18 protein-coding genes are annotated in these 18,309 nt (G+C 63.8%); 10 read left to right on the top strand and 8 right to left on the bottom strand.

Annotated features, from left to right (window positions below):
- Positions 1 to 4 precede the first annotated feature (4 nt).
- The 6 genes from ACSBOB_RS11125 to ACSBOB_RS11100 all read right to left on the bottom strand — a co-directional run bounded on the left by ACSBOB_RS11125 (position 5) and on the right by ACSBOB_RS11100 (position 7,022).
- Positions 5 to 1,066, bottom strand: a complete 1,062-nt coding sequence (locus ACSBOB_RS11125) for a sugar phosphate isomerase/epimerase family protein (RefSeq protein ID WP_442583710.1) — start codon at positions 1,064 to 1,066, stop codon at positions 5 to 7.
- An 89-nt stretch (positions 1,067 to 1,155) separates the two neighbouring features.
- The gene (locus ACSBOB_RS11120) at positions 1,156 to 2,682 is read right to left on the bottom strand and encodes a mannitol dehydrogenase family protein (RefSeq protein ID WP_442582454.1); all 1,527 of its coding nucleotides are present in this window, start codon (positions 2,680 to 2,682) and stop codon (positions 1,156 to 1,158) included.
- Between the two features lie 196 nt (positions 2,683 to 2,878).
- The gene (locus ACSBOB_RS11115) at positions 2,879 to 3,676 is read right to left on the bottom strand and encodes an SDR family oxidoreductase (RefSeq protein ID WP_442582453.1); all 798 of its coding nucleotides are present in this window, start codon (positions 3,674 to 3,676) and stop codon (positions 2,879 to 2,881) included.
- Between the two features lie 139 nt (positions 3,677 to 3,815).
- Positions 3,816 to 4,661, bottom strand: coding sequence for a MurR/RpiR family transcriptional regulator (locus tag ACSBOB_RS11110; RefSeq protein ID WP_442582452.1), 846 nt, complete (start codon positions 4,659 to 4,661; stop codon positions 3,816 to 3,818).
- A gap of 157 nt (positions 4,662 to 4,818) precedes the next feature.
- Positions 4,819 to 5,949, bottom strand: a complete 1,131-nt coding sequence (locus ACSBOB_RS11105) for a Gfo/Idh/MocA family protein (protein WP_442582451.1) — start codon at positions 5,947 to 5,949, stop codon at positions 4,819 to 4,821.
- On the bottom strand, positions 5,946 to 7,022 hold the full coding sequence (locus tag ACSBOB_RS11100; RefSeq protein ID WP_442582450.1) for a Gfo/Idh/MocA family protein: 1,077 nt from the start codon (positions 7,020 to 7,022) through the stop codon (positions 5,946 to 5,948). Before ACSBOB_RS11100 ends, ACSBOB_RS11105 begins: the two co-directional genes overlap by 4 nt.
- Before the next feature lie 339 nt (positions 7,023 to 7,361).
- Between ACSBOB_RS11100 and ACSBOB_RS11095 the strand changes: the two genes are divergently transcribed.
- From ACSBOB_RS11095 to ACSBOB_RS11075, 5 genes are all read left to right on the top strand, one after another.
- Positions 7,362 to 8,360, top strand: coding sequence for a LacI family DNA-binding transcriptional regulator (locus tag ACSBOB_RS11095; protein ID WP_442583709.1), 999 nt, complete (start codon positions 7,362 to 7,364; stop codon positions 8,358 to 8,360).
- Between the two features lie 28 nt (positions 8,361 to 8,388).
- Entirely contained in the window at positions 8,389 to 9,471 is a 1,083-nt protein-coding gene (locus ACSBOB_RS11090) for a hypothetical protein (protein WP_442582449.1), read from the top strand.
- Positions 9,472 to 9,782: 311 nt separating this feature from the next.
- Entirely contained in the window at positions 9,783 to 10,730 is a 948-nt protein-coding gene (locus tag ACSBOB_RS11085; protein WP_442582448.1) for a substrate-binding domain-containing protein, read from the top strand.
- Between the two features lie 90 nt (positions 10,731 to 10,820).
- The gene (locus ACSBOB_RS11080) at positions 10,821 to 11,807 is read left to right on the top strand and encodes an ABC transporter permease (RefSeq protein WP_442582447.1); all 987 of its coding nucleotides are present in this window, start codon (positions 10,821 to 10,823) and stop codon (positions 11,805 to 11,807) included.
- A 4-nt stretch (positions 11,808 to 11,811) separates the two neighbouring features.
- Positions 11,812 to 12,570, top strand: coding sequence for an ATP-binding cassette domain-containing protein (locus tag ACSBOB_RS11075; protein WP_442582446.1), 759 nt, complete (start codon positions 11,812 to 11,814; stop codon positions 12,568 to 12,570).
- 55 nt (positions 12,571 to 12,625) lie between these two features.
- Here the strand turns inward: ACSBOB_RS11075 and ACSBOB_RS11070 are convergent, their stop codons facing one another.
- A complete protein-coding gene (locus ACSBOB_RS11070) occupies positions 12,626 to 13,024 on the bottom strand; it encodes a Fur family transcriptional regulator (protein WP_442583708.1) in 399 nt (132 codons plus the stop codon).
- 129 nt (positions 13,025 to 13,153) lie between these two features.
- Here ACSBOB_RS11070 and aztA point away from each other — a divergent pair, with 129 nt between their 5' ends.
- From aztA to aztC, 3 genes are read left to right on the top strand one after another with little or no spacing between them, the layout of a single operon-like run.
- A complete protein-coding gene (gene aztA, locus ACSBOB_RS11065) occupies positions 13,154 to 14,050 on the top strand; it encodes a zinc ABC transporter ATP-binding protein AztA (protein WP_442582445.1) in 897 nt (298 codons plus the stop codon).
- A complete protein-coding gene (aztB, locus tag ACSBOB_RS11060) occupies positions 14,050 to 14,925 on the top strand; it encodes a zinc ABC transporter permease AztB (protein ID WP_442582444.1) in 876 nt (291 codons plus the stop codon). The genes aztA and aztB overlap by 1 nt, the downstream gene beginning before the upstream one ends.
- A 20-nt stretch (positions 14,926 to 14,945) precedes the next feature.
- Positions 14,946 to 15,953 (top strand): zinc ABC transporter substrate-binding protein AztC, encoded by a 1,008-nt coding sequence (aztC, locus tag ACSBOB_RS11055; protein WP_442582443.1) that lies wholly within the window; start codon positions 14,946 to 14,948, stop codon positions 15,951 to 15,953.
- A gap of 357 nt (positions 15,954 to 16,310) precedes the next feature.
- Here aztC and ACSBOB_RS11050 read toward each other — a convergent pair whose 3' ends face one another.
- The gene (locus ACSBOB_RS11050) at positions 16,311 to 17,372 is read right to left on the bottom strand and encodes a LacI family DNA-binding transcriptional regulator (RefSeq protein ID WP_442582442.1); all 1,062 of its coding nucleotides are present in this window, start codon (positions 17,370 to 17,372) and stop codon (positions 16,311 to 16,313) included.
- 146 nt (positions 17,373 to 17,518) lie between these two features.
- Between ACSBOB_RS11050 and ACSBOB_RS11045 the strand changes: the two genes are divergently transcribed.
- Positions 17,519 to 17,734, top strand: a complete 216-nt coding sequence (locus tag ACSBOB_RS11045) for a hypothetical protein (protein ID WP_442582441.1) — start codon at positions 17,519 to 17,521, stop codon at positions 17,732 to 17,734.
- Positions 17,731 to 18,303, top strand: coding sequence for a 5-dehydro-4-deoxy-D-glucuronate isomerase (kduI, locus tag ACSBOB_RS11040; RefSeq protein ID WP_442582440.1), 573 nt, complete (start codon positions 17,731 to 17,733; stop codon positions 18,301 to 18,303). The genes ACSBOB_RS11045 and kduI overlap by 4 nt, the downstream gene beginning before the upstream one ends.
- Positions 18,304 to 18,309 lie beyond the last annotated feature (6 nt).

Here is an 18,309-nt window from a genome sequence, read left to right as displayed (position 1 = left end):
CGGCTCAGCCCTTCATGCCGAGCAATTGCCGGCTCATAGACAGGTCGACGCCCGTGGCCATGAAATCGTCGAATACCCGGTCGGTGACCTCGATGATGTGGTCGGAGATGAATTTCGCGCCATTGCGGGCAGCGACCTCCGGATGCTCCAGGCAGCATTCCCATTCATAGACCGCCCAGCCGGCGAAATCGTATTGTGAGAGTTTCGAGAAGATCGCGCCGAAATTCACCTGGCCGTGGCCGAGCGAGCGGTCGCGCGCAGCGCGCTCCAGCCAGCCCTTGTAGCCGCCGAAAAAGCCCTGCTTGGCGGTCGGGTTGAACTCGGCATCCTTGACGTGAAACATTTTTATCCGCTCGTGATACACGTCGATGAAACCGAGATAATCCATGCCCTGCTTGATGAAGTGTGAGGCGTCGTAATTGATGTTGCAGCGCCTGTGGCCGCCAACGGCGTCCAGGAACATGTCGAATGTATCGCCGTCGAAAGTGTCCTCGGTCGGATGGATCTCGAAGCAGAGGTCGACGCCCTCGTCCTCATAGGCGTCGAGAATAGGCCTCCACCTGCGGCCCTGTTCGGCGAAGGCTTCCTCGATCAGGCCGGCGGGACGCTGCGGATAGGGGTAGATGTAGGGCCAGGCGAGGCTGCCGGTGAAACTGACATGCTCGGTGAGGCCAAGCTTTCGCGACACCTTTGCGCATTTACGCACCTGGTCGGCGGCCCAGTGGCGGCGGCCTTCCGGGTCGCCCTTGAATTCGGGCGGGCACTGGCCGTCAAACATCAAATCGTAGGCCGGGTGCACCGACACCATCTGGCCCTGGAAATGGCTGGACAGTTCGGTGATGACGATGCCGATGTCCTTCAGCTTACCATTGACCTCGTCGCAATAGGTGTCGCTCTCATAGGCGAGATCGAGGTCGAATAAGCGCTTGTCGACGCTGGGAACCTGGATGCCGGCATAGCCGTAGTTCTTGGCCCAGCGGGCGATCGATTCCAACGAGTTGTGCGGCGCGGTATCGCGCGCGAACTGCGCCAGGAACAGGCCCGGTCCCTTGATGGTGCGCATTATTCCCCTCCCTGCTGCCGCTCTCCCGGAGCGGATACTGCACGACAATTTCCACTAGTCAAATTCTGAAATTCTCTGTCCCATCATCGTGATCACCCCGCCTGCGAAGCGAGGAAATCGCGTACGACTTCGCGTGACGGGCGCATGCCGAGATCGACGACGAGGGTAGCAAGCCTGTCTTTCACAAAGCCGTTTTGGGCGAGATCGGTGCCGAAGATCGACTCAATGGAAAGCATGCCGTCGACCAGCCGCGCAGCATCGCCACCGCTGGCCGCTGCGATGGCCTTCGTGCGTTCGGCAAACGGGTCGAGCACCTCAAGCACCCTGCCGGCGCCGTCAATGCCGCCGGCGTATTTCATCCAGCCGGCGATGCCGATCAGCAACCCATCGCAAGGTGTGTTCGCCTTCAATGCGGCGCGCAGCGGCTCCAGCAAGCGCTGCTTGATCTTCTGCGAACCGTCGGTGGAAATCTGCTGCGTACGATGCTTCAACGCCGGATTCTTCAGCCGGCTAATGGTCTCGGCGACATAGGTGGAAACGTCGATACCGGGCACGGCGGGCAGATGCGGCACGACCTCCCGCGAAATCGTGTGCAAGGCGAAATCGCTGAACACATCCTCGGCCATGACGTCGGCCATGAAGTCGTTGCCAGAGAGCACGCCGAGTTGGCAAAGGTTCGACTGGATGCCGTTGACGACGCGCATCTTGAGAATCTCGTAGGGCGCAACATCCTTGACGAACATCGCGCCGGCTCGATCCCAGGCCGGCAGCGGCCCGCCGAAACGGTCCTCCAGCACCCACATGCGGAACGGCTCGCCCACCACGAGACCAAGGTCTTCGACCCCGGTGGCCGCGGCAAACCCGGAAACATCCTCGGGGCGTGTCGCCGGCACGATGCGGTCGACCATGGTGTTGACGAAACACGCCTCGCGCTCGACGAGGTCACGCAGCGCCGGATCGATCTTTTGCGCCAAGCCGAGCACCGACCGGCGCAAGGTGCTGCCATTGTCGGGAACGTTGTCGCAACTGATCAGCGCCGGCAGCGGCCGGCCGGCGGCGAGCCGCATGGCGAGCGCACGCAGCACGAAGCCCGGCACCGAAACCGGCGTTTCCGGATAGGCGATGTCGTGGCGGATGTCCGGATGGTCGAGATCGAGTTCGCCCGTGGCGGGGATGTGGCAATACCCCTTTTCCGTCACCGTCATGGTGACGACACCGATCGACGGGCTTGCAGCCGCATCCAGTGCGCGGCGCAGGCTCGCACGCTGCGGATCGCGGCTCTCTTCAGCGACGGAAATCGTTTCGACCAGCGCGCCGATGAGCCTGCGGCCGACGTCGCCGTGGTGGCGCAGTTCGCGGCAATAGAGCCCGCGCTGTGCGCCCAGCGTCGGTTCCAGATCGGGCGCGCGCAGATTGACGCCGATGATGCCCCAGGGGCCGAAATCCGCCTCCAGCGCGTCGTCGGTATATTCGGCCTGATGACAGCGGTGGAACGCACCGACGCCGAGATGCAGGATGCCGGGCGACAGGCGGCCGCGGTCATAGCCGGGACGGCGGACGGACACGGGCAGCCGGTCGATGGCGGCAAGGCCGAGACGGGAGGTCATTGCGAAGGTCACGATCTTGTACCTTCGCCGCCGCCCCTCATCCCCCTGCCGGGACCTTCTCCCCGTAAGTGACGAGGAGAAGGGAGAGCGGTGAGGTTGCAGCCAGCCTCCTTCTCCCCGTGCTTTACGGGGAGAAGGTCCCGGCAGGGGGATGAGTGGCGATGCCGAAACTCAAGTTCGGTCGGCCCTTCTGAAGATCCTTGCACAGTCACCAGCCGATCCCGCGGCCCGGAGCGCCGAACACGGTCTGCTCGAGATCGGTGAGCGTGCCGGTCATCAGGCCGGAGGCATCGCTGAGCAGGAAGAGGGTAAATTGCGCGACCTCGTCCATGGTCAGCAGGCGTTTGAGCGGCAGGCCGCTGGCGGCCTTGCGTTCCCAGTCGTCGCCATTGCCGAGGATTTTTCCCTGCATGACGTTCTCGCTCGGCGTCGCCACCCAGCCCATGTTGATGCCGTTGACGCGGATGCGGTCGGCGAGATGGGCGTTGGCGGCATTGCGGGTCAGCGTCGACAGCGCACCCTTGGTGGCCGAGTAAATGGCCAACTCCGGTGCGCCGCAATGCGCATTGACCGACAGGATGTTGACGATGGAGCCCGGCGCGCGGCGCGCCTTCATGTCGGCGGCCGCCGCCTGCATCAGGAAGAACGGCGCGCGCGCATTGACGGCGAACAGCCTGTCCCAGTCGGCCAGCGTTCCGTCGAGCAGCGATGCGCGGTCGGTCAAGGCCGCAGCATTGACCAGGCAATCGACCCGCCCGAGTTTGGCGATTGCCTCGGTCATGACGGCGGCGGGAGCGTCGGGCTCGCCAAGTTCGGCCCTGATGAAATGCGCTGGGCAGTTGAGCGACTCGATCGCCTTGGCGACGCCGGCCCCGCGATCCGCATTGCGCCCGACGAATGCGATGCTTGCCGCGCCGCTTGCCGCCGCCAACCGGCAAATGGTTTCGCCGAGCCCCAGTGTGCCGCCGGTCACCACCAGGGTCTTGCCATCAAGACCAATGTTCAAAACATCCTCCCGAAACCGATATTTTCAGTTTCCACATATTAGAATTGCATTTCCAGATTTAGGTTGTCAATGAGGTGATTGTCGTGAGGTACGCCCCTCCACCACGCTTGGCGTGGGGAGTTTGGACGGAGCAGCTTCGCTACCGGTCGATATGGCTGCCGAGGCTGACAATGATCGACTGGCAGAGCACCATGGCCGGCACCTGCGAGCGGAAATGGCCGAGCCGCGCTTCCTTGACGTAGAGCGTGTGCAGGCCGAGTTTTGCCACCGGACTGAGTTCGTTGTCGGTGATGACCAGCAGCTTCCGGCCCTTCTTGTGGGCGGCGAGCGCCAGTTCGATGGTTTCCGGCGTATAGTCGTCGAAGGTCATCACCAGCAGCACATCCTCCGGCCCCATGGCCGACAGTTGCTGCTCGCGCATGGCGCCGAGATTGTCGATCAGATGGGCGCGTTTGCCTATGCGCGAAAAGCCGTAATAGGAATAGGCGCCGACCCCGAAGGCGCCGCGCGCCGCCGCGATATGCACCGCCCCCGACTGCCGCAGCGTCTCGACAAAACCACTCAGAGCCTCCGGCTGAACGTCTTCGCGCAGGCGCAGCAGCGCATCCATCGCAGCCAGCACGAATGTGTCGAAGACGACATGCGGCTCGTCGAGTTCCAGCCCGGCGGCGGGCGCCCTGCCCGGCCCTTCCGACAACGCCTTCATGCGATCGGCATAGGTCATCTTCGGGCCGACCAGCCGCTGCCGGAAGACCCCCTGAAGCTCGGCAAATCCCTCGAAGCCGAGTTCCTTGGCGAAGCGCGAGATGGTGGAAGGGTGCGTGCCGGCCTGTTTGGCCAGTTCGACGATCGTGTAGATGGCCACGTCTTCCGGATTGTTCAGGAAGAACTGCGCCACCTGTTGCAGCCGCTTGCTGAGTTTTGCCTTGCGCGCGCTCAGCATGGCGACAAGGCTGCCATAATCCTCGGCCTGACCTGACGCCATGTGCTCTCCCCGCCCGCGAAGCCGTCGGCGTTCTGATGCGCCGGCCGTCCGCCCTGCCTGCCGGGAGTCCGGCCAGCGCATAGCGGAAGCACAATTCCATATTGGAAATTCTGGAAAACTCAATTGTGGAAGCGGCCAAGCTTCTGCCTCCTTCGTCTCAGCGCGACCGGGTCTGCGCCGCCGCCAAGCTGCGCACGCTGCCTGGCGCGACGGCGACGCCACTATGGGCCGAAGCGATCGCCGCGAAGGCCATGGCGAGGCTGACGAGGTTGCCGCGCGCGCCATTGAGAGGCTCGCGGTCGTCCTCGATGGCGCACAGCAATTCGCCCATCGCGCCGTGAAAGCCATCGTTGAACCAGGTTCCCTCCAGCACGGGCGTGGCGACACCAGCCTCGCTTGTGATCTCGACCGTCTGCTGGCCGAGATTGGGGCCAATGCTGAACAGGCTGCCTTTGGTCCCGGCGATATAGGTGCGGTCTTGTGGACCGAACGGCGCGGCGCCGTCGAAGACCAGCGAGGCTTGTCCTCCACCGAAGGCGACAAGCGACTGCGCCAGCAGCGGCGGCCTAGCCTCCTGCCCGGCGGCGCGGGCGCGCGTGGCAAAGACGGACGTGGCGCGATCGCCGATGATGCTGGCGAGGAAATCGAACCAGTGGATGGCGAAATCGTAGAAGACGAGGTCGTCGATCTCCTCGAACGGCGTACCCTTGATCCAGCCGTGGTTCCAGTGGACGCCGACATGGCACGACATGACCTCGCCGACGAGCCCGGCCCGCACCGCCTCGCGCATATAGGCGAAATGCGGCGCCCAGCGGCCGTTCTGGTTGACGGCGAGTTTTACTCCCTTTGCATCCGCAAGGTCGGCAAGGCGGTGGCCGATATCGAAGTCGAGCACGAACGGCTTTTGCGACAGCACGTGTTTTCCGGCGTTCAACGCCTGTTCGACCATCGCCTCGCGCTCCTTGGGGTGCGTGGTGATATCAAGAATTTCGATGTCGTCGCGCTTCAACAGAGCGGGAAAATCGTCGGTCGCCTCGGCCTGCGGAAAGAATTCGTCACGGCGCGCCATCGCCTTGGACAGCGTGCGATTACAGATGACGGCAACATCATAACCCGCCTTCCGGTAGGCATCGAGATGCGCGAAGGAAATGCCGCCGGCGCCGACCAGCGCGATCTTCGGCCTGTAGTTTCTTGTCCGCGGCGGCCGATAGTCGAGATCCGGCGCGGCGATCCACTCCGCCGCCTTCACCGTCAGCGCGTAGGAATCCTCGCTTGGCGTTTCGGTCATGGAAGCAGCGCCACGGTGCGTTTTTCACGCGCCGACAGCACGGCGCTGTCGATGATCTGCTGGCCGATGCGGCAAAGCGCCGGGTCGAGCGGCCCGCTGATCGGCACGTCCTTCGCGAGGCAATCGAGCATATATTCTACAGGGGAACGCCGACCGGTCGGCAGCATGTCGGCCGGCACGCACGTCTGCTCTGGACGCTCGCGCGTCTGGACGGTCACATGCGGCTCGTAGTCGTAGCTGGAAATCGTGCCCTGCGTGCCGACGACGACAAAACCGCATTTCGGCTGCGGCTGCAGCGTCCAGGGATCGGAGAAGGTTCCCCAGCGCGTCTCGAATTTCGACAGGCCGCGCCGGTAGCGGCAGACGGTGATGGAATGCTGGTCGACCTCGATGCCGGGCGTCTCGTCGACGACGCTGGTGACCTCGATCGGCTTCTCGCCGTCGAGGAACCAGGTCCCGAGCGTCACGCCATAACCGAGATAGTCGAGCAGGCTGCCGCCGCCCGACGCCTTCTTGTACCACCAGGAGGTTGGCTTTGCCGCCTCGACCTCCTCCGGCGTGACCTCGACCTTGTCGGCGAGATGGAAGAGCGGGCCGCGATTGCCGTCGTAATAATGCACCTCGACGACCTCGCCGACAGAGCCTTCGTCGATCAGCCGCTTGGTCGTCACATGGCAAGGATACCAGGCGAGCGGCCAGTTGATCGCCAAGCGCCGGCCGGCCTTTTGCATCGCGGCGATCATCAGGTCGGCGTCGGCGATGGAGGCCGCGAACGGCTTCTCGACCAGCACATGCACCGCGTGGGCAGCCACCCGCTCGACGTGATCCGCATGCTCGCCGGTCGCCGCACAGATGATGGTGAGGTCCGGCCTCGTCTTCTCCAGGCAGGCGTCCAGATTGGTGAACACCCGGTCCGCGGGAATCGCGAAATTGCCGATTGCCGACGCCATGCGTTCCAGATTCTTGTCGTAGACGCCGCAGATCTCGGCATCGGGATGGTCGAACACCTCACGGAGCAGATCCCCCATGTGCATGTGGTCGAAATTGATGCCGGCTACGCGCCACCTGCTCATCGATTGCCTCCCTGGATCATGCCCCGCCTGGACGGGAAACCTGAAGCGTATATGAAGACCGTACATCTGGCGCGGCCGGCAACGCGAGCCGGCAACACGCAACTTCATTTTGATGCTTCATTTTGAAGCTAGTGCGACAGGGCCGCATACGTCAAGGTGCGGCGCGCCTACCTGCACAGGCGCAAGACCGACACAAAGCCCGCGATCACGAACCTACATCTTTCTGACGGCACAAAAACCTCATTTTGAGGTTTTTTCATTGACCCCGTCCTTGTACGGTCGTACTGTTTGGCCACATGGCGGATGCGAGAGGCACCAGTGAGCGACGCGCGACCGAAGATGGACGAGATCGCGCGCGCCGCCGGCGTCTCCAAGGCGACGGTCGACCGCGTGCTGAACAATCGTCCCGGCGTGCAGGAGCATACGCGAAAGCATGTGCAGGCGATCGTTGCGGGCCTTGCCGGCGCATTCCCCGAGAACCGGCAGCAGAGCCATATCCGGCTGGATTTCGTGCTGCCCGGCGGCGACAACGCCTTCATCTCCGACCTGGCAAGGGAGATCGAGCGACAGGTCGAACTGCGGAAGGATGTCGATATCGAGATCCACCGGCTGAGCGGCATCGCGCCGGAGGAGATCGCCGCAAAGCTCGGCAGCCTGCGCCAGACCACGCAAGGCGTCAGCGTCATCGGACTGGACAGCCCGTCTGTGCGCGAAGCGGTGCGCAGGCTGGTGGCGGCGGGCGTTCCGGTGCTCACGCTGGTCTCCGACATCAGCCATGTCGGCCGCGTCAACTATGTCGGCATCGACAATCGCGCCGCCGGGCGGCTCGCCGGCTATCTCATCGGCCGTTTCCTGCCCGGCTCCGCCGGCAAGGTGGCGCTGATCGCCGGCGCGCTGGCCTATCGCGGCCATGAGGAGCGCGAGATGGGATTCCGCCACGTGCTGCAGGAGGGCTTTCCGCATCTCGACATCGTCGCCGCGCGCGAGGTGCAGGAGGACGCCGGCCGCGCCTACGACGAGGTGCGGGCGCTGCTGGCCGACCACGCCGACCTCGTCGCCATCTATTGCATCGGCGCCGGCCATGAGGGCATCGCCCGCGCCCTGACCGAGGCAGGGCGCCAGAACGCGATCGTCTTCATCGGCCACGACCTGACCGAGGACACGCGGCAGTTCCTGCTGAGCGGCATCATGGACGCGGCGATCGACCAGAACGCCCGCGTCGAGGCGCGCGAGGCCGTGGACAGGCTGGTGCGGGCCATCCGCGGCGAAAGCAACATTTCCACCGCGACCATCCGCATCCAGTCGGTGTTCCGGGAGAACATCCCGAACGAACCTTGAGCCAAATCCCTTTCAGGAAGAACATCTAATGGACAGGATCGCCACCGACGGCATCATGGTCGCCTTCAACCGAGAAGGCGGCATCATCGACGACCTCGTCATCGAAGCGGCAGGCGGGCCGACGCTGCGGCCGCTCCACAAGGCACCATGGGTGCGCGACGGCGAAGCCTTGCCCGGCCATGTCGCACCGGTCGAACGGCGGCTGGCCGGCGACTTCTTTTGCGCCCCCTTCGGCGTGGCGACGACCGAAGCGGCGATCCATGGCTGGGCGGCCAATGGCGACTGGGACAGCCAGGGCATGACGACCGCGGTAAACGGCTCGGTGACCGCCGCCTATCGCTTGCGCCAGCCGATCGACGGCGCCAGCCTGACCAAGCGCATCACGCTGCATCCAGGCCACCCGGTCGTCTACCAGGAGCATGTATTCGAGGGCGGAAGCGGCCGCCTGCCGGTGGCGCATCACGCGATGCTGCATGTGCCGGGCGGCGCGCAATTGAGCTTCTCGCCGAAGATCGGCGGCGGCACGCCCGCCGCCGCCCTGGAATCCGACCCAGCCAAGGGCCGCTCCATCCTCGCCTACCCGCAACAATTCGAGACGCTGTCTTCGGTGCGCCGCGCCGACGGCCGAACTGTCGATGCGAGTTTCTACCCCTTCGACAGCGCGCACGAAGACCTGATGATGATGTCGGAAGCGCCGGGCACGCGCATCGGCTGGTCGGCGGCGCTCGCGGCGAAGGACGGCTTTCTGTTCTTCGCGGTCAAGGATGCGATGCTGCTGCCGCAGACCATTTTGTGGATGAGCAATGGCGGCCGCGACTACGCGCCGTGGAACGGCCGGCATCGCGCCGTGATCGGCATCGAGGAAGGCGCGGCCGACCTCGGCATCAACCTCGCACAGCCCGGCAAGCCGGCCGAGCCGCCCTCCGGCCTGTCGCTCTCGCCCGGCGCGACCACCTCGATCCGCTATGCTTTCGGGGCAATTGCAGCGCCGCTGGGCTGGACACGCGTCGTCGACATCGCCGTCGACGCAGGCAAGATCACGCTTGCCGACGCCAGCGGCGACACACGCACCTTGCCCTTCCTAGGCTCTCATTTCGCCGGACTGATCTGACCATCACCTCAAAATGAGGCTTTTGATACCAAATAATGGACTGTCGAAGGCAGGGGTCATAGAAAACGCGAGAGCCGACGCCGTGGCCGATGCGGCTTGACTCGCCCTTGGCCTTGCCACTAGCATCCAGAAACATCAAAATGATGCACAAAAAAGTATCATTTTGAGCAGACTGACATGAAATGACTACCTGTGTCGCGTTTGCGGCCTAGGCGAGCGCGGAAGGTTGGAGAAGTTCGCCGCGCGAATACGAGATTTCGGACAGTCCGAAAGGGGCCGAACGATCGGCCCGACAAGTGGAGGAGGATCACGTGCTGAGACGTACATTCATGTTTCTGTCGGCGGCGGCGGTGGCGGTAAGCCTCGGCGCGGTGTCGACTGCCTATGCACAGGCAAAGAAGACCTATTACTGGGTTTCCCACGGGTCGCCGGCCGACCCGGTCTGGACCTATTTCCTCGCCGGCGCGAAACAATGGGCCGACGACACCGGCAACACCGTCAACACCTCGTTCCACAATGGCGACGTGCCGGCACACCAGGAAGCCATCCGCGCAGCACTTGCCGCCAAGGCGGACGGCATCGTCACCACCAGCCCGGATCCGGGCAGTCTGGTCGAGATCGCCAAGGAGGCCAACGCCGCCGGCATCCCGATCATCAACTTCAACACGCCCGACCCGACCGCCAGCTTCGACGCCTATGTCGGCGGCAACAACGTCGCCTTCGGCAAGGGCTGGGCGCAGTATCTCGTCGACAAGGGTCTGGTGAAGTCCGGCGACTTCGTCTGGATGCCGGTCGAAATCCCCGGCGCAACCTATGGCGTGCAGGAGGAAGAAGGCATCGCCAGCGTCTTCAAGCCGCTCAACATCACCTGGGAAGTGACGGATTCGACGCTCGACCAGGGTGAGGTCATCACCCGCATGGTCGACTATCTGACCGCCAACCGCGCCAAGATCAAGGCGATCATCGGCCTCGGCGACCTCGTCACCGGCTCGATCAAGCGCGTCTTCGACCAGGTCGGCGTCAAGCCGGGCGAAATCCCGGTCGTCGGCTGGGGCAACTCGACCGACACCACGCAGGAAGTGCTGAACGGCTACGTCAATGCCGGCCAGTGGCAGGATCCGCAGGCGACCAGCTACATGGCGCTGTCCATGGCGGCGATGGCTTCCAGCAAGATCCCGCCGGGCTTCAACATCATCACCGGCGCCCTCTACGAGAAGGATACCGCCCAGATCTACGACGACATCCTGTCGGGCAAATAGACTCGCCAGCAACTTCATCCCGATCGTCGACCCGGCCTGAGCCCTGACGCTCAAGCCGGGCGGCTTCTCCTGACGGCGGTCCCTAGAGCAATGCAGCAACATTCCTTTCTTCAGCGCTTCATCGCCAAGCCTGAATTCGGACCGCTCGTCCTGCTGGTGCTGGAACTCGCCGTCTTCTGGTCGCTCAACCCGAGCTTCCTGTCGCTTCAGAACATCGGCAACACGCTGGCCTTCACGGTCGAGCTCGGCCTCATCGCACTTGCGATGACCCTGCTGATGACGTCGGGCGAATTCGACCTGTCGGTCGGCTCGGTCTTCGGTTTCTCGGCGGTGCTGATGTGGACACTGTTCAACAGCGGCGTGACCTCGCTGGAAGTGGCGTTCCTGGTCGCCATCGCCGTCAGCATGTTCATCGGCTACGTCAACGGCTGGTTCGTCACCCGGCTGAACATCCCGTCCTTCCTGGTTACGCTCGGAATGCTGCTGGTGGTGCGCGGCACCGCGCTTTACGTGACCGACGGCTTTCCGCAGCGCACCTGGAGCACGGAAGGCTCGTGGCTCGCCACCGCGCTGGTCGGCAGCTACACGTTCGGCGGCCTGCGGCTCTACATGTCGGTGGTCTGGTTCGCGCTTGCGGCAGTCGCCACCCACTATGTGCTGACGCAGACCAAGGCCGGCAACTGGATCCAGGCGTCCGGCGGCAATCCCAACGCGGCGCGCGCCCGCGGCGTCAACGTCAACCGCACCAAGATCGCGCTGTTCATGTTCTCATCGGCCATGGCGGCGCTCGCCGGCATCATCAGCTCGGTGCGCACCTCCGCCGCCAACCCGAACAGCGGCACCGGCTACGAGCTGGAGGTCATCGCCATGGTGGTAATCGGCGGCACGGTGCTGACCGGCGGGCGCGGCACCATCATCGGCACGGTGATCGGCATCTTCATCCTGCGCATCATGCGCAACGGCATCGTCATGATCGGCGTGCCGGGACTTGCCTACAACATCTTCATCGGCGCGATCATTCTGGGCATGATGGCGCTGCATTCCTGGCTCGAGCGCCGTCACAATGCGGGGACCTGAACCAATGGCCGGTGAAGAACTCGTCCGCATGGAGAACATCAACAAGTTCTACGGACGCATCCATGCGCTTCGCGACGTCAGCCTGCGGATCGACCGTCACGAGGTCGTCGGCCTGCTCGGCGACAACGGCGCAGGAAAATCGACGCTGATCAAGGTGCTGTCCGGAGCTGTGCCGCTGACCAGCGGCGATATCTTCGTCAAGGGCAAGAAGGTCGAGATCAAGCGCACGACCGATGCCATCGCCAACGGCATCGAGACCATCTACCAGGATTCCGCACTCGTGCCGCAACTCTCCATCGCCCGCAACCTGTTCCTCGGCCGTGAGCCGGTCAAAGGTCCGGCCTTCCTCAACCGGCTGGACCACGAGACGATGGGCGCGGTGGCCCGCCAGTTGCTGAAAAAGGTCGGCATCACCAAGGACATCCCGCCCGAGACGCCGATCACCGCGCTATCAGGCGGCGAGCGCCAGGCGGTGGCGATCGCGCGCGCCATGCAGTTCGACAGCGACCTGATCATTCTGGACGAACCGACCAACAACCTCGGCGTCGCCGAGACGCAAGGCGTGCTGCGCTTTGTGCGCGAGGCGCGCGACACGGGGCACTCCTGCATCTTCATCGCCCACAACATCCACCACGTCTTCCAGGTGGTGGACCGCATCATGGTGATGCGCGGCGGAAAACTGGTGGCCGACGACATCGACCCGAAGAAGACCACGATCGAGCAGGTTGAGCGGGTGATTACCGGAGAACACCTGCTGCATTGAGATGGTATGCGCTTCCACCGCGCTCTTGGTGGAAAGACATGCAGTCAATTCGCCTTCAAGCCGCCAAACACTGCGCGCAGGTGCCGCGCATCTCGATCGTCGTCTTCGACAGCTTGAAGGCGTGGTCCCTCGACCAGCCGTTCAGCCTTGCCTCGACCATCTCGTCGGAAAACTCGTCCACCTGCCCGCATTTCTCGCAGATAGCGAAGGCGATCATGCCATGCGCGTGGTGGTCATGCGGATGGGCGCAGGCGACGAAGGAGTTCAGGCTCTCCAGCCGGTGCACCAGCCCGTAGTCGATGAGTTTCTCCAGTGCGCGATACACCTGCAGGGGCGCGCGAAACCCGTGCTCGCGCAACTGATCCAGCAGCGAATACGCGCTGAGCGGGCCGTCCTCGCGTGACAGCGCGTCCAGCACCAGGCGCTGGTTCTTGGTCAATTCCGGCGCATGCATCATTTCGGCATTCCAGTTTCCGGCCGATTTTCATTTGCCATCTTGCGGCCACCATTGTTGATGTAATAACATCACATACCAGTCGGCCTCAAGGTGCGACGAAACCCTATCACGGAATCATCATAGCCGATGGCCGAGGCCTGCGTAACATTTAGCGACTTCACGCTGGGCTACAACAGCCACCCGGCCGTGCACCACCTCAACGGCGTCGTGCGAAAAGGCTCGCTGACGGCTGTGGTCGGCGCCAACGGATCCGGAAAATCGACGCTGATGAAGGGCATCGTCGGCGTACTGAAGCCGATGGCCGGCGCGCGCGTGGTGGCTGGCGGCACGCGCATCGCCTATCTGCCGCAGCAATCGGAACTCGACCGCTCGTTTCCGGCGCGCGTCGTCGATCTGGTTTCGCTCGGTCTCTGGCCCAGGCGCGGTCTGCTCGGCCGGCATCGGCCCGAGGACCGCGAAGCGGTGGCGAAGGCGATTCTTGCGGTCGGGCTGGAGGGCTTTGAGAAGCGCCCGCTCGACACGTTGTCCGGCGGCCAGTTGCAGCGCACGCTGTTCGCCCGCGTGCTGGTGCAGGACGCCGACCTGATCCTGCTCGACGAACCGTTCAATGCCGTGGACGCCAAGACGATCGGCGACCTTGTGGCGCTGATCAAGCGCTGGCAGGGCGAGAACCGCACCATCATGGTGGTGGTGCACGACCTCGATCTCGTCCGCATGCATTTCCCGGAAGCGCTGCTGCTCGCCCGACAGCCCGTCGCCTGGGGTGATGCGCGAGCGACACTGGCGCCCGAAAACCTGCTGCGCGCCCGCCAGTTTCATGAAGCCTGGGACGAGAACGCGCCATGGTGCAGCCCCGAAGCCGAGGCCGCCGGTCACGCCCATTCGCACGATCATCATGATCACAGCCATGGCCACGGGGATCACGGCCATGCGCACGATCACCATCATCCTCATGCCCATGCGCACGGAAAACCGGCAACGGACGGCGCGCAGCCACGTCATATCCACGGGAATGCCGCCTGATGGACTCGCTTTACCAGTGGCTGATCGCGCCTTTCGCCGAATTCGGCTTCATGCAGCGGGCGCTTGCCGGCTCGCTGCTTCTGTCGCTGAGTTCCTGCCCCGTCGGCGTCTTCCTGATGCTCAGGCGCATGAGCCTGACGGGGGACGCCATGGCGCACGCCATCCTGCCGGGCGCGGCGGCGGGGTTCCTGCTCTACGGTTTGCAGATCGTACCGATGACCGTCGGCGGGTTGATCGCCGGCATCGTCGTGGCGCTCGGCGCCGGCGCGGTGTCGCGCTTCACCGTGCAGCGGGAGGATGCCTCGATGGCCGCTTTCTATTTGATTTCATTGGCGCTCGGCGTACTGATCGTGTCGCTGCGCGGCTCAAGCGTCGACCTGATGCATGTCCTGTTCGGTACTGTGCTGGCGCTCAATGACGAAGCGCTGGGGCTGATCGGCCTGATCGCCGTGGTCACACTGGCGGGGCTCGGCCTGTTCTGGCGGGCGCTAGTCGCCGAATGCCTCGATCCGTTGTTCCTGCGTTCGGTGTCGCGGCTGGGCACGCCGGTGCATTTTGTCTTCCTGGCGCTGGTCGTGCTCAACCTTGTCGGTGGTTTCCAGGCGCTGGGCACACTGCTGTCGGTCGGGCTGATGATGCTTCCCGCCGCCGCCGCGCGTTTCTGGACGGTACGGGTGGAGCCGATGTGCCTGCTCGCCATCGGCATCGGCGCGGTCTCCTGCGTGGCCGGACTGCTGCTGTCCTACCATGCCTCCCTGCCTTCGGGACCGGCCATCATCCTGTCCGCCGGCGTCGTCTACGCCGTCTCGATCTTCGCAGGCACGCGAGGCATCATCGCCACCCGCCTGCGCCCCGCCTCCCACAGAACCGCCTGATTTTAAAGGAGTTTTTGGACATGCTGAATTCGATGAAGTACGCCACGGCGATGATTGTTATAACATTAACCTCCATTGCCGCCTCACCGGCCATCGCCGACCCGCTCAAAGTGGTCGCCAGTTTCTCGATCATCGCCGACTTCGCCAAGAACGTCGGCGGCGACAAGGTTGAAATCACAACGCTGGTCGGGCCGAACGGCGACGCCCATGTCTACGAGCCGAAGCCGGCCGATGCGGTCGCCATGTCGAAGGCCGACGTGGTTCTGGTCAACGGTCTGCATTTCGAGGGTTTTCTGGCGCGGCTGGTCGAGACCAGCGGCAGCAAAGCGTCGATCGCCGAATTGACGAAAGGCATCAAGCCTTTGAAGATGAAGGCAGAATTCGCCGAAGAGGGAGAAAACCACGAGGGGCACGCCACCGAGGAAGCCACCCATGACCATGCTGCCGAGGCCGATCACGACCATGCGGCGGAGGTGGATGACGGCCACGATCATGGCGACATCGACCCGCATGCGTTCCAGTCGGTTGGCAACGCAAAAATCTATGTGGCGAACATCGCCGACGCTTTTTGTCAGGCCGACGCGGCCGCCTGCGAAACCTATAAATCCAATGCGGCCAACTACTTGGCGACGCTCGACGCCCTCGATGCCGAGGTCAAGGCGGCGGTTGCAGCGATCCCGGCGGACAAGCGGACGATCATCACCTCACATGACGCCTTCGGCTATTTCGAGCAGGAATACGGCCTGACCTTCCATGCGCCGGAAGGCATTTCAACCGAAGCCGATCCGTCGGCGGCGGACGTGGCGAAGCTGATCCAGCAGATAAGGCAGGACAAGGCTTCGGCTATCTTCGTGGAAAACATCACGAATCCGCGCCTGATCGAGCAGATTGCCGGCGAGACCGGGCTGAAGGTCGGCGGCGAACTCTATTCCGATGCGCTGTCGGATGCGGACGGCCAGGCGGCAACCTATGTCGACCTGATGCGCCATAACATCGCCACCATAAAGGGCGCGATCGGCGGAAGCTGAGACAACGGATCAAGAAAACAGGCGGACCCGGACAAGGATTCGCCTAAATACCTGATATAATAGCTATTTCATGTGGCGAGCGATGTTGCCTTTAAAGGCCTGCAATCCGGACACCGGATTTTCCGAGCATCCGTGAAGCTCGGAAGATTCAACGATTTCCATTGCTTGTCACGCATCCTCGCCGGCAACCGCTTGAATCGCTTCATTCCTGTGCTGTTTTTTGGCCTCTTACCTCCACAATCCAGCCGTTTTGCGTTGATGCACGGCCAGTTCCCTTCACGTGGATCGATGCCGCAAGGCGGATTGCCGACAGGTTGAAACACGGTCGAATGGAACGCCGGTGGGGACGGGCAAAGATCAACTTCTATTCGCCGTATCCGCCACCCTCGGCCTCGCCACCGACCGTCGCTCGACGATGTGGCAGGCGAGTTCGACGCGGCGGGGCGGCATCGGCAGGCCGCCGAGATCGTCGAGCAGCAGGTTGAGCGCGGCGGCGCCGATCTCGCGCATGGGGACGTGCATTGCGGTCAGCGGCGGATTGTGAAAGGCCGCCTGCGGCAAGTCGTCCATGCCCATCACCGAGACGTCGTCGGGCACCTTGTAGCCCAGCCGCTCCAGGCCAATTGCCGCGCCCACGGCAAGGCTGTCGCCGGCGGCGAGGATGGCGGTGAAGTCGAGGCCGTTCTTGCGCACCCGGCTTTCGATCGCCTCGGCGCCGAGTTCGGGCAGCCAGTCCTCGACCTCGACGGCGAGGCCTTCCACGTCGAACGGTCCATGGTGGCGCATGGCGTCCTGCCAGCCCTCGAAGCGCCGCTCGATGGTGCGCCGGCCACGCCGCATCAGGAACAGGATGCGGCTGTGGCCGTGGCCGATCAGATGCTCGGTCGCAAGGCGCGCGGCGGAGCGGTTGCAGGGGGTGACGCTGGAGAGCCGCATCGACGGATCGTCGCCATTGACCAGCACGATCGGCTTGGCGAAGGACGAGGTCAGCGTCAGCATGTCCTCGTCATCGAGCGCCAGGAACAGGCAGCCGGCGACCTCGTCATTGTCGCGCGCCTCCTCCAGCACGCGGATTTCTTCGGCGCGGCTGGAGATCGGCCGCGTCAAAATTTCGACGCCGAGCGCCTGGGCGCGGGCATTCAGCCCCTCCAGCACGTAGAAGGTGAACTGGTTGCGGATGTAGTCGACCATGGCGACGCTGCTTGCCGCCAAAATGACCTTGCGGTCGGCGATCGAGGCGGGGATGGCGTAGTTCAGCGTATTCGCGGCGTCCAGAAGCTGGGCACGCAGGTCGGCGCGCACGCCCTTGCCGCCGGCCAGCGCCCGCGAAGCCGTGCTGACCGAGACACCGCAGTGCCGCGCCAGATCCTCCAGCCGCACGCGGCGGCTGGGTTTTCCGCGTTTGCCTGTGCTTCGCATAAACCAGCGCTCCTCCCCTTGACGATCGCCAGAGCCGATTTACGAAACCCCGATCGACAAGCCGCAATCTGCAAAAACTTTTCAGTTTGCGCAAATTTTCATTTCGTGGGACGAAACTTGCAAACAAGATTTTGGGAGGAAGCTTGTTGCCATCGACGGGCGATGCGTTGCGCGAACGGCTGGACCTTCTGGTCGCAGGCATCACGGCGCTGCGGCATGACGGCCGCTTCCACGAGCCGAACCTCGATGGCACACCCGGCGACTACATCAGCTTCGATGCGTGGGAATGGCCGCAAGGCGTTGGCCTCTACGGGCTGGTGCGGCTCTGGCAGTTCACCGGGGACCCGGCACAGGTTCGGTGACAGTGGACGGGCAGGAATTCAGGCTCGCCAACCGCGACGTGCTTTATGCCGGGCGCGGCGGCCGCGAGATCGCGCTGGCCAGCGACGATCCGAAAATTCCGGCACGGTTCTATATGAACTCGGTGCCGGCGGGGGCCGACATCCCGCACCGGCTGGTCACGAAAACCGAGGCAAAGCCGCTGGAACTTGGCGAGGAGCGGCGCGCCAACAAGCGCACCTTGCGCATGTACATCCATCCGCAGGTCGCACCCTCCTGCCTGCTGCTGATGGGCATCACCGATCTGGCGCCCGGCAGCATCTGGAACACCATGCCGCCGCACCTGCATGAACGCCGCATGGAGGCGTATCTCTATTTCGACCTCGCCGCCGAGGACCGCGTCGTCCATCTGATGGGACGACCGGGCCAGACGCGTCATCTGATGGTCGCCAATGGCGATGCGGTGTTGTTACCGGCCTGGTCGATCCACATGGGCGCGGGCACCGGGCCCTATGCCTTCGTCTGGGGCATGACCGGCGAGAACCAGGCCTATGGCGATGTCGACCCGGTATCTGTTGCGAGCCTGAGATGAACAGCA

The sequence above is a fragment of the Mesorhizobium sp. KACC 23794 genome (genome assembly GCF_052180275.1).
GTDB lineage: Bacteria > Pseudomonadota > Alphaproteobacteria > Rhizobiales > Rhizobiaceae > Kumtagia.
Note: the sequence above shows the minus strand (reverse complement) of the source record. Positions and strands in the feature narration are given on the sequence as shown.

Bases quoted from the DNA above. Each gene is read 5' to 3' on its own strand.
- ACSBOB_RS11070 (WP_442583708.1), bottom strand. From the start codon at position 13,024: ATGCATGCGCCGGAATTGACCAAGAACCAGCGCCTGGTGCTGGACGCG.
- ACSBOB_RS11075 (WP_442582446.1), top strand. From the start codon at position 11,812: ATGGCCGGTGAAGAACTCGTCCGCATGGAGAACATCAACAAGTTCTAC.
- ACSBOB_RS11080 (WP_442582447.1), top strand. From the start codon at position 10,821: ATGCAGCAACATTCCTTTCTTCAGCGCTTCATCGCCAAGCCTGAATTC.
- ACSBOB_RS11090 (WP_442582449.1), top strand. From the start codon at position 8,389: ATGGACAGGATCGCCACCGACGGCATCATGGTCGCCTTCAACCGAGAA.
- aztC (WP_442582443.1), top strand. From the start codon at position 14,946: ATGCTGAATTCGATGAAGTACGCCACGGCGATGATTGTTATAACATTA.
- ACSBOB_RS11050 (WP_442582442.1), bottom strand. From the start codon at position 17,372: ATGCGAAGCACAGGCAAACGCGGAAAACCCAGCCGCCGCGTGCGGCTG.
- ACSBOB_RS11100 (WP_442582450.1), bottom strand. From the start codon at position 7,022: ATGAGCAGGTGGCGCGTAGCCGGCATCAATTTCGACCACATGCACATG.
- ACSBOB_RS11110 (WP_442582452.1), bottom strand. From the start codon at position 4,661: ATGGCGTCAGGTCAGGCCGAGGATTATGGCAGCCTTGTCGCCATGCTG.
- aztA (WP_442582445.1), top strand. From the start codon at position 13,154: ATGGCCGAGGCCTGCGTAACATTTAGCGACTTCACGCTGGGCTACAAC.
- aztB (WP_442582444.1), top strand. From the start codon at position 14,050: ATGGACTCGCTTTACCAGTGGCTGATCGCGCCTTTCGCCGAATTCGGC.
- ACSBOB_RS11095 (WP_442583709.1), top strand. From the start codon at position 7,362: ATGGACGAGATCGCGCGCGCCGCCGGCGTCTCCAAGGCGACGGTCGAC.
- ACSBOB_RS11105 (WP_442582451.1), bottom strand. From the start codon at position 5,949: ATGACCGAAACGCCAAGCGAGGATTCCTACGCGCTGACGGTGAAGGCG.